6 protein-coding genes are annotated in these 8,279 nt (G+C 73.2%); 4 read left to right on the forward strand and 2 right to left on the reverse strand.

From position 1 onward, the window contains the following. On the forward strand, positions 1–1,024 hold a 1,024-nt coding region (locus QR77_RS20355; RefSeq protein ID WP_107068959.1), incomplete at its 5' end, for an ATP-binding protein. Positions 1,025–1,076: 52 nt separating this feature from the next. On the opposite strand, the gene QR77_RS20360 is transcribed toward QR77_RS20355, so the two are convergent. Next, positions 1,077–2,384, reverse strand: a complete 1,308-nt coding sequence (locus QR77_RS20360) for a VWA domain-containing protein (RefSeq protein WP_052488919.1) — start codon at positions 2,382–2,384, stop codon at positions 1,077–1,079. Between the two features lie 421 nt (positions 2,385–2,805). Between QR77_RS20360 and QR77_RS20365 the strand changes: the two genes are divergently transcribed. From QR77_RS20365 to QR77_RS43825, 3 genes are all read left to right on the forward strand, one after another. Then, a complete protein-coding gene (locus tag QR77_RS20365) occupies positions 2,806–5,388 on the forward strand; it encodes an ABC transporter permease (RefSeq protein ID WP_236710743.1) in 2,583 nt (860 codons plus the stop codon). A 49-nt stretch (positions 5,389–5,437) separates the two neighbouring features. Next, positions 5,438–5,884: an RNA-binding S4 domain-containing protein gene (locus QR77_RS20370; protein ID WP_078876924.1), complete on the forward strand. Its 447-nt coding sequence runs from the start codon at positions 5,438–5,440 to the stop codon at positions 5,882–5,884. A gap of 636 nt (positions 5,885–6,520) precedes the next feature. Beyond that, positions 6,521–7,036 (forward strand): ATP-binding protein, encoded by a 516-nt coding sequence (locus tag QR77_RS43825; protein ID WP_078876925.1) that lies wholly within the window; start codon positions 6,521–6,523, stop codon positions 7,034–7,036. Here QR77_RS43825 and QR77_RS43830 read toward each other — a convergent pair. Beyond that, on the reverse strand, positions 7,017–8,279 hold a 1,263-nt coding region (locus QR77_RS43830; protein ID WP_040023466.1), incomplete at its 5' end, for an FUSC family protein. The genes QR77_RS43825 and QR77_RS43830 overlap by 20 nt on opposite strands.

Genomic DNA, 8,279 nt, shown 5'->3' on the forward strand with positions numbered 1-8,279 from the left:
GCGGGTGCCGGAGCAGCGGCGCGGTCCGGAGCCAGGCAGCCGCCCTGAGCCGGAGCGCCGCCCGGCCCCCGACGACCCGCTCGCGCGCCCGGTCTCCGTCTACCAGCTCACCGACAACGTCAGCGACGCGGCCTCCGACGAGCTGCGGTTCTGGTCGGCCATGGCGCTGCTGGGCATGGCGGTGTGCGCGGTCGGCGTGGGGTGGTGGACGGCGGGCCGCGTACTGCGCCCGGTGCACGCGATGACGGCGCGGGCGCGCGGCCTGACCGAGCACAACCTGCACGAACGGATCGGCGCGAGCGGACCCGACGACGAGCTGAAGGAGCTGGGCGACACACTCGACGCGCTGCTGGCCAGGCTCCAGAAGGCCTTCGACAGCCAGCGCCGCTTCATAGCGAACGCCTCGCACGAGCTGCGTACGCCGCTGGCGACCCAGCGTGCCGCGATCCAGATCGGCCTGGACGACCTGTCCACACCGGACGAGCTGGCCCGTACGCGCGAGACGCTCCTCGACAACAACCGGCGCAGCGAACAGCTCGTCGAGGGGCTGCTCATGCTGGCGCGCGGTGAGCACGAGATCGAGAAGGACCGGGCCGACGACGTAGATCTGGGCGCGGCCGTGTCGGACGAGGCGAGCCGCCACGGCCTGTCGGCGCGGGTCACGGACGGCGGTACGGTGCGCGGGGACCGCCTGCTGCTGGGCCGCCTGGTGGCGAATCTGCTGGCCAACGCGGTGACGTACAACGTGCCCGACGGTACGGGAACGGTCGAGGTGACCGTCACCGGCTGCGTGCTGGTGGTCCGCAACACCGGCCCGATCGTGGCGGAGGCGGAGATTCCGGCGCTGTTCGAGCCGTTCAGGCGGGGCGAGGGCCGCGACCGGATGGGCCGGGGAGCGGGGCTCGGGCTGTCGATCGTCCGCTCGATCGCGCGTGCGCACGGCGGGACGGTGACGGTGGTGCCGGGCGGTAAGGGCGGCGGCCTGGCCGTGACGGTGGAGCTGCCGCCGGCCGCTGTGGTGTGAGGGCGGCCGGCGGCTGTGCTGCTGGTGGTGCGACTGGTGGTGCTGGTGCGGGTCAGGCCCCCTGGGGGTTCCAGCCGTCGAGCAGCCCGCTGTAGAGGTCGGCGTCGGGGGTGTCGGTGGGGGTCGGCCCGGCGGTGAAGAACCCGACGTTGTCCAGGTCGGCGCGCTGCTTGCGCAGGAAGTCGAACGCCTTGGACTCGCCCTCCCCGAACGCCACGAACGCCCAGTGGATGGGCTTGCCGGCGACCGCGACGAGCGCCTGCCGCGCGGGGACCTTGGCGTCGGGAGCGCCGTCCGTCTGGAACACGACGAGCGCCGGCTCCGTGGCCCCGGACTTCTCGTGGTGCGCGGCGACCTCTTCGACGGCCCGGTGGTAGCTCGTACGTCCCATACGGCCGAAGGAGTTGTGCAGTTCCTCGATCCTGCCTTCGTAGGAGGTGAGGCCGAGGTCGCCGGTTCCGTCGATGTCGGTCGAGAAGAACACGGTGTGGACGGCGGGATCGTCGCCGAGGTGCGAGGCGAGCGCGAGCGTCTGCTCGGCGAGGTGCTGCGCGCTGCCGTCCTTGTAGTACGAGCGCATGGACCCGGACCGGTCGAAGACGAGGTAGACGACGGCACGGGTGCCGGCGAGCCCGCGCTCGGTGAGCGCGGCGAGGGCGGCGTCGCTGTGAGCGGAGAGGCCGCTGTCACCGGCGGTGACGGCGGGGGTGGGGTCGGCGTCGGCGGTTACGGGGGCGGGGGCGGCCGGGGCTTCGGCCTGGTCGGTGGCGGGCTCGTCAGCGGCGACGGGCTCCGTGAGAACGGGCTCGGCGACGAGGACCGGCTCGGGCTCAGCTTCAGGCTCGGGCTCCGGCTCGGTGACCTTCGGGGTCGCGGTGGTGGCGACGGGCTCGGGTTCGGGCTCGTCGGCGACCGCCTGCGTCTCCGGCTCCGGCTCGGTCTCCCGTTCCGGCAGAGCGTCCGTGTTGATGTCCGTATCCACCACGGCCGGCTCAGTGGTCTCAGTGGTCTCGGCGGGCTCGACGACCTCAACAGCCGCCACAGGCGCGGGAGCAGCGGCCTCAGCGGCCTCAGCGGCCTCCGCCGGAAGGTCCTCCTTCACATCGGCGGGCTCGGCGGGCTCGGCGAGCTCGGTCGGCTCAGCGGGCTCGGTCGACGCAGCCGGCTCCGCCAACTCCTCCGCCGGCGCCAACTCCTCCGCCGACTCCTTCGCCGGCGCCGACTTCTGCGCCGGGATCGTCGCCGCGTTCCGCTCCTGCTCGGCCGCCGCGGCCCTCGGGTTGTCGAAAGCGGCGGCCACCAGATCCGCCGCCGCCCCCTCCGCCTTGGTCTTCTCCTGTGCCTGCGCGGGAACGCTCACGCTCGTGGCGTCCGCTTCGGGACGTTCCGCGCGGTCCGTGTGTGCGGCCTGGGGCGGTACGGAAGTTGCCGCCGACCCGTTGCGCTCCCCACGGTCGCGTCCAAACACCTTGCGCAGCAAGCTCCGAATGCCCATGGGCGAGGCCTTCCAGATGAGTTGGGTGCCGTGTGTATATGTCCGCACCTGGGGGTAAGGATCTTGGCGGGCTTCCCCGGGGAGAACCCCGTATCCCTGGCCAGGGCGGATACGTAAGGTTAGCGGCCGTCCGGGGTGATCTCCGGCAGGGGCGTACGGGTCGCGTCGCCCGGCTGCCGTCATGCCCGCGTGAAGTGCCCGCTGGAGCGGTGCTGGGGTTTGCCCCACCCCGAGAGGCCCGGTGACGTCATGGGCAGGGCCGACGCCTCTCCGTAGCGTTTCGGCCATGGGCATGAACATGTGGCGACTCGCGATACAGACCCTGCGGTTCAGGAGGAGCGGCTTCCTGGCCACCTTCGTCGCGCTCTTCTTCGGCACGGCCGTGGTGATGGCCTGCGGGGGCCTGATGGAGACGGGTATCCGCAACAACGTCCCGGCGGCGCGGCTGGCAGGCGCAGCCGCCGTGGTGATCGGGGACCGGTCGTACGAGCTGCGCCCGGGCTCGCCCGAGGACAGTGAGCAGGAGGTGCTCCCCGAGATCGCGCCGCTCGACGCGGGGCTGACCGGCCAACTGGCGGCGGTCCCCGGGGTGGAGCGGGTGGTCGGGGACGTCACGTTCCCCGCGGTGCTGCTCGCCGGTTCGTCGCCCGGAGCCAAGGTGTCGGCGCACGGCTGGGACTCCGCCTCGCTCGCCCCGTACGGTTACGGTTTGCGCTCGGGCGCGCCGCCCACCGGACCCGGTCAGGTCGTCCTGGACACCCCCACGGCGTCGAAGGCCGGCGCGGGTGTCGGCGACCGGATCCGTATCGCGGCCCACGGCGGTTCCGCCGTCTACCGGGTCAGCGGCATCGTGGGCGGCATGACGGGCCCCGGCCGTACCAAGGCCGTGGTCGGACCGGTGCTGTTCTTCGCCCAGGACGAGGCGCGGCGCCTGGCCGGGCACCCGGACACGTACGACTCACTCGCCGTCGTCGCCCGGCCGGGCACGGCCCGCGCCGATCTGGCCGCCGGAATCTCCCGGGCGCTGGCCGGCACCCACGCCAAGGTGCTCACCGGCGACGATCGCGGCTTCGCCGAGTTCCCGGTCGCGCAGGAGCGGCGTTCGGACCTCATCTCGCTCGCCGGCGTCTTCGGCGGACTGGCCGTCCTGGTCGCGGTGTTCGTCACCGCGGGTACGGTGACGCTCTCCGCCGCCCAGCGGCGCCGCGAACTCGCCCTGATGCGGGCCATCGGCGTCACCCCGCGCCAGCTCCGCCGGATGCTGCTCGCCGAGACCCTGTTCGTCGCCGTGGTGGCGATCCTGCTGGCCTGGCTGCCGGGGCAGCGGCTCGGCGGAGTGCTGTTCGACCGGCTGGCAGCGAGCGGAGTCACCTCCGGGGCGGTCGAGTTCACCCTCGGACGGATCCCGCTGGCCGCCGCGGGTGGCGCCGTCCTGCTGACGGCGATCGGCTCGGGGCTGATCGGCGCGCGTCGCGCGGCCCGGACCAGGCCGGCCGAGGCGCTCTCCGAAGCCGCCGTGCAGGAGCGCTGGTTCGGGGTCTGGCGATTGCTGTTCGCGCTGCTGTTCCTCTCGGGCGCGGCGGCGCTGGTCATCGTCACCTGGACGGTGATGCGCGGTCCGGTCGCTTCGAGCACGGCGATGCCGGCCGTGATGCTCGCGGTCATCGGTCTCGCGCTGCTGGCGCCGGGCCTGACGAAGATGTGCGTCGTGCTGCTGCACGGTCCTGTCCGCGCGCTGACCGGCGCTTCGGGACATCTGGCGATGCTCAACTCCCGGGCGCGCGCCGTACAGATGGGGGCCACGGTCGCGCCCGTGATGCTGGCGGTCGGGATCGCGACGGCGTCGCTGTACATCCAGACGACCCAGGACGAGCTGACCAACCGCGCGTTCGTCGCGAACCTCAGCGCGGACGCCGTACTGACCTCGGTCTCCGGCACGGTCGACCCCGCGCTCGTCGACCGCGTCCAGGAGCTGCCCGGGGTGGCGGCGGCGAGTGCGTACGTCACCAGCCTCGGCTACCTCGAACGCCCCGGCGGCCGTGGCACCGAGAGCGGCGAGGACGGCATGCCGTTGCAGGGGGTCAGCGCGCGGGGCGCGGCCGGGACCACGGCGGCGGCGGCGACGCGAGGGAGCTTCGCCGCGCTGACGGGCCGGACGGTCGCCCTTCCGGAGAGCGCCGGGCACGACGTGGGTGACACGGTGACGCTACGGCTGGGCGACAACACCACCGTGGCGGTACGGGTCGTCGCGACCTACCACCCCAAGGCCTCGTCGGACGCGGCGCTACTGCCCGCGGCGTTGCTGGCCCCGCACACGACGGCCGGTCTGCCGGGGCAGATCCTGGTACGGGCGAAGCCGGGCGCCGACCTCGGCCCGGCGCTCGCCCGGTTCGCGGCGGCCGAGCCCGGACTGACGGTGGAGGGCAGGGACGCACTGGTCGCCGCGCACGCCCAGGGCACGCAGACCCAGTCCTGGGTCACCTATCTGCTGGTCGGCATGATCATCGCGTACACCGCGATCTCGGTGGTCAACAGCCTGGCCCTGGCGACGGGCAACCGCCGCCGTGAGTTCGGCCTCCAGCGCCTGACGGGCGCGACCCGGGGGCAGGTCATGCGAATGGTGACGGTCGAGGGCCTGCTGGTCGGTGTGATCGGTGTCCTGCTGGGTACGGCGGCAGCGGCCGCGATCCTGGTCGCGTTCGTGCACGCGGCGGGCGACGGAACCGCGCTGCTGCCGTCGGGGCCGGGATGGCTCTACGGCGTGGTGGTGGTCGCCGCGCTCGCTCTGACGCTGTCGGCGACGCTGGTCCCGACCTGGCGTGCGCTGCGCGGCCGCCCGGCGGAGGCGGCGGGCGCGGGCGCCGACTAGCAGGCGAAAAGAACGCGTCCCCCGCCCCGTACGCGCTTACCCTCGACACATGGCTTCTGAGTCAGCAGCAGCGAACGAGCCGGACGCACCGGACACAGCAGGCAGTGGGGCGGCCCTGCCCGGCGAGGCGACGGGAAGCGCGCGGGTCGACACCTGGGTCTGGTCCGTACGGCTCACCAAGACGCGCTCCCAGGCAGCGTCGGCCTGCCGCGCCGGGCACGTGCGCGTCAACGGTGAACGCGTCAAACCCGCGTACACGATCAAGGCGGGGGACGAGGTCCGCGTACGGAACGCCGGGCGCGAGCGGGTGGTGGTGGTCTCCCGCATCATCCGCAAGCGGGTCGGCCCCCCGGTCGCCGCGCTGTGCTTCGTGGACAACAGCCCGCCACCCCCGCCCCGCGAGTTCGTCGCCCCGATCGCGACCCGCGACCGGGGAGCGGGCCGCCCGACGAAGCGCGACCGTAGGGACATGGACCTGTTCCACGGCATGCGATGAGCCCCGGGACGATGCCAGTCACCACAGCAAGGAGTTCGCCGCCAAGCAGCGAAGCGGATGCAGCGATCCCCCGCGCGAGCCCCGCAGGGCAAGCAGTCCGCAGCCGGGAGCAAACCGGCACAACAAGCAGTCCCCGCGTGCCCCGCAGGGCAAGCAACTGGCAGCCGGGAGCAAAGCGGCAGAACAAGCAAGGCTCCCCGGGGAGTCTCCCCCCTGGGGCCGCCCCCCTCAAGGATCAGTTGCGGTGGAGGGGTGGGTGTCAAGGGTGGAGCGGAGCGGAATCGGCGCAGCCGACGCGACGCAGGAGCGCCCTTGACGCCCACCCCGGAACCGCGAAAATCAAGATCAAGGGGCGGCCCGACCCTCACCAACACCGCACCGGCCCACCCCGACCGCCCCGCCCGAACCCGCAGACCGCTGGGCGGCAAGGTAGGCGACGCGGGACGGGATCATCGGGGGCGCCGCCCCGAGCCCCGGTCACCCGGTCACCCAGTCACCCAGTCACCCGAGAACGCCGCCTGACGCGGTGAGGCGCGTGAGACGGGTGAGACGGATCGGGCGGGCCAGGTTTAACTTCGCACCGTCACTCTTGCTGCACGGAAAGTAAAACCGGTCGTAGGAGGGAATGTCCCTCCCATGAACCACGACGGCGAACAGCGCGACCCGCACACCCCGTACGACCCGCACGTCCCGCAGGCCCCGCTCACGTCGGGGGCCGCGCACATTCAGTACGACCAGCACACCGCTCACGCGCCGTTCCGCCCGGACGATCACCATGTGCAGTTCCGGCTTCCCTGTCATCCCCGCAGCGTGGGCCGCGCGCGGGAGGTCCTCCGTACCGACATCGGGCTCCCGGAGGAGCCGGGCGAGACCGCGGCGCTGCTGCTCTCCGAACTCGTCACCAACGCCCTGCGCCACGGCAGTCCGCCCGGACGCGAAATCTCCATCACCCTCTGCCGGGCCGGCGGGCTGTTGCGGCTGGAGGTCGAGGACGCGGGGGAGACCGTGCCCCGGCCCCGCGCTTCGGGGCCCGATGACGAGTGCGGCCGGGGTCTCGCGCTGGTGGCCGCGCTCGCCGACGACTGGGGGGTGTCTCCCCGCCGCGGTCCCGGGAAGCGGGTCTGGGTGACGCTCAAGGTCGACGACCTGTGAGACCGATCCTCCCCGGCGGGGAGGTGATCGCCCGCGCGGCCCTCACCTCCTGCCGCAGCGGAGCCAGTACGCCGTTCTCGTCGCCGGCCAGCTCCGCCCGTACCTCGGTCAGCACCTCGCTCGACCGCACGCCCTCCGCCAGCTCCCGCAACTGCCGTTCGATCTCGGCGGTCTCGGCCGGGGCCGGCGGCGGGGCGCCGTGGTTGACGCGGACCCGGGCGGCTGTCGTCGCGTCGACGATGCGTTCGACGGCGACGACCAGCGGCCACCAGGCCGCCGCGCGCCGTCCGGTGGGCGGGGGCTCGGTCAGGGCGCGCTGGAACTCGCTGCGTACGACGGACAGATCGCGGTAGATGCGCCGGCGCCTGCGGACGCGTTCCGCCTGGCCGTCGTCGTCGGCGGCGTCGGCGCCGGTGTGGCTGCCGGCCGTGTCCGTGTCCGTGTCCGCGACCGGGACCGGGTCCGGGGCCGTGTCCGTGTCCGAGTCCGGGCCCGAATCCGGGTCCGTGAACGAGCACCGCACATAGTCCGCCGCGTCCTCCACCGCGTCCGCGAGCCTGTCGCCGATTCTGGTGTGCCAGCTCTCCGGCCAGAGCAGATAGCCCGCGACCAGCACGATCCCGCAGCCGATGAGGCTGTCGACGAACCGGGGGAGTACGAGGTCGAAGCCCAGGTGGTTGAGCGCGTCCGACAGCAGCAGGATCACCGGCGTGATCGTCGCCGTCTGGAAGGCGTACCCCTTCACCGACAGCGCGGGGATGAGCGCACCCAGCACGAGCAGGACCAGCACGTCCCACCAGCCGCGCGGCACAGCGGCCAGCACCCCCGCCGCCACGACGAGCCCCGCCGCCGTACCCAGCGCGCGCAGCACCGCACGCGAGAAGACGGAGCCGAAGTCCGGCTTGAGTACGAAGGTGACGGTCAGCGCCACCCAGTACGAACGGTCCACCGCGACCAGCGACACCAGAGCCTGTGCCAGCCCGATGCAGAGCGCCAGGCGCAGCCCGTACCGCCAGGAAGCCCCCGACAGCAGTACGCCGCGCGCCGTGCGGCGCACCCTGACGCCGAGCGAGGCCGGGCGGCCGAGCCGGTCGTCGGCCTCGGCCTCGACATCGCCGTGGCCCGGGCCGGGGGCGGAGCCGGTGTCGGGACCCGCCTCGTACACGACGGCGGCGGCGTGCCGCAGGGCGACATCGACGGCGCGTTCAGCGGGGGTCCCGGGTGCGGGGAGTTCGAGCGGCGG

Source organism: Streptomyces sp. 150FB (genome assembly GCF_000818195.1).
In the GTDB taxonomy this organism is placed as follows: Bacteria; Actinomycetota; Actinomycetes; order Streptomycetales; family Streptomycetaceae; genus Streptomyces.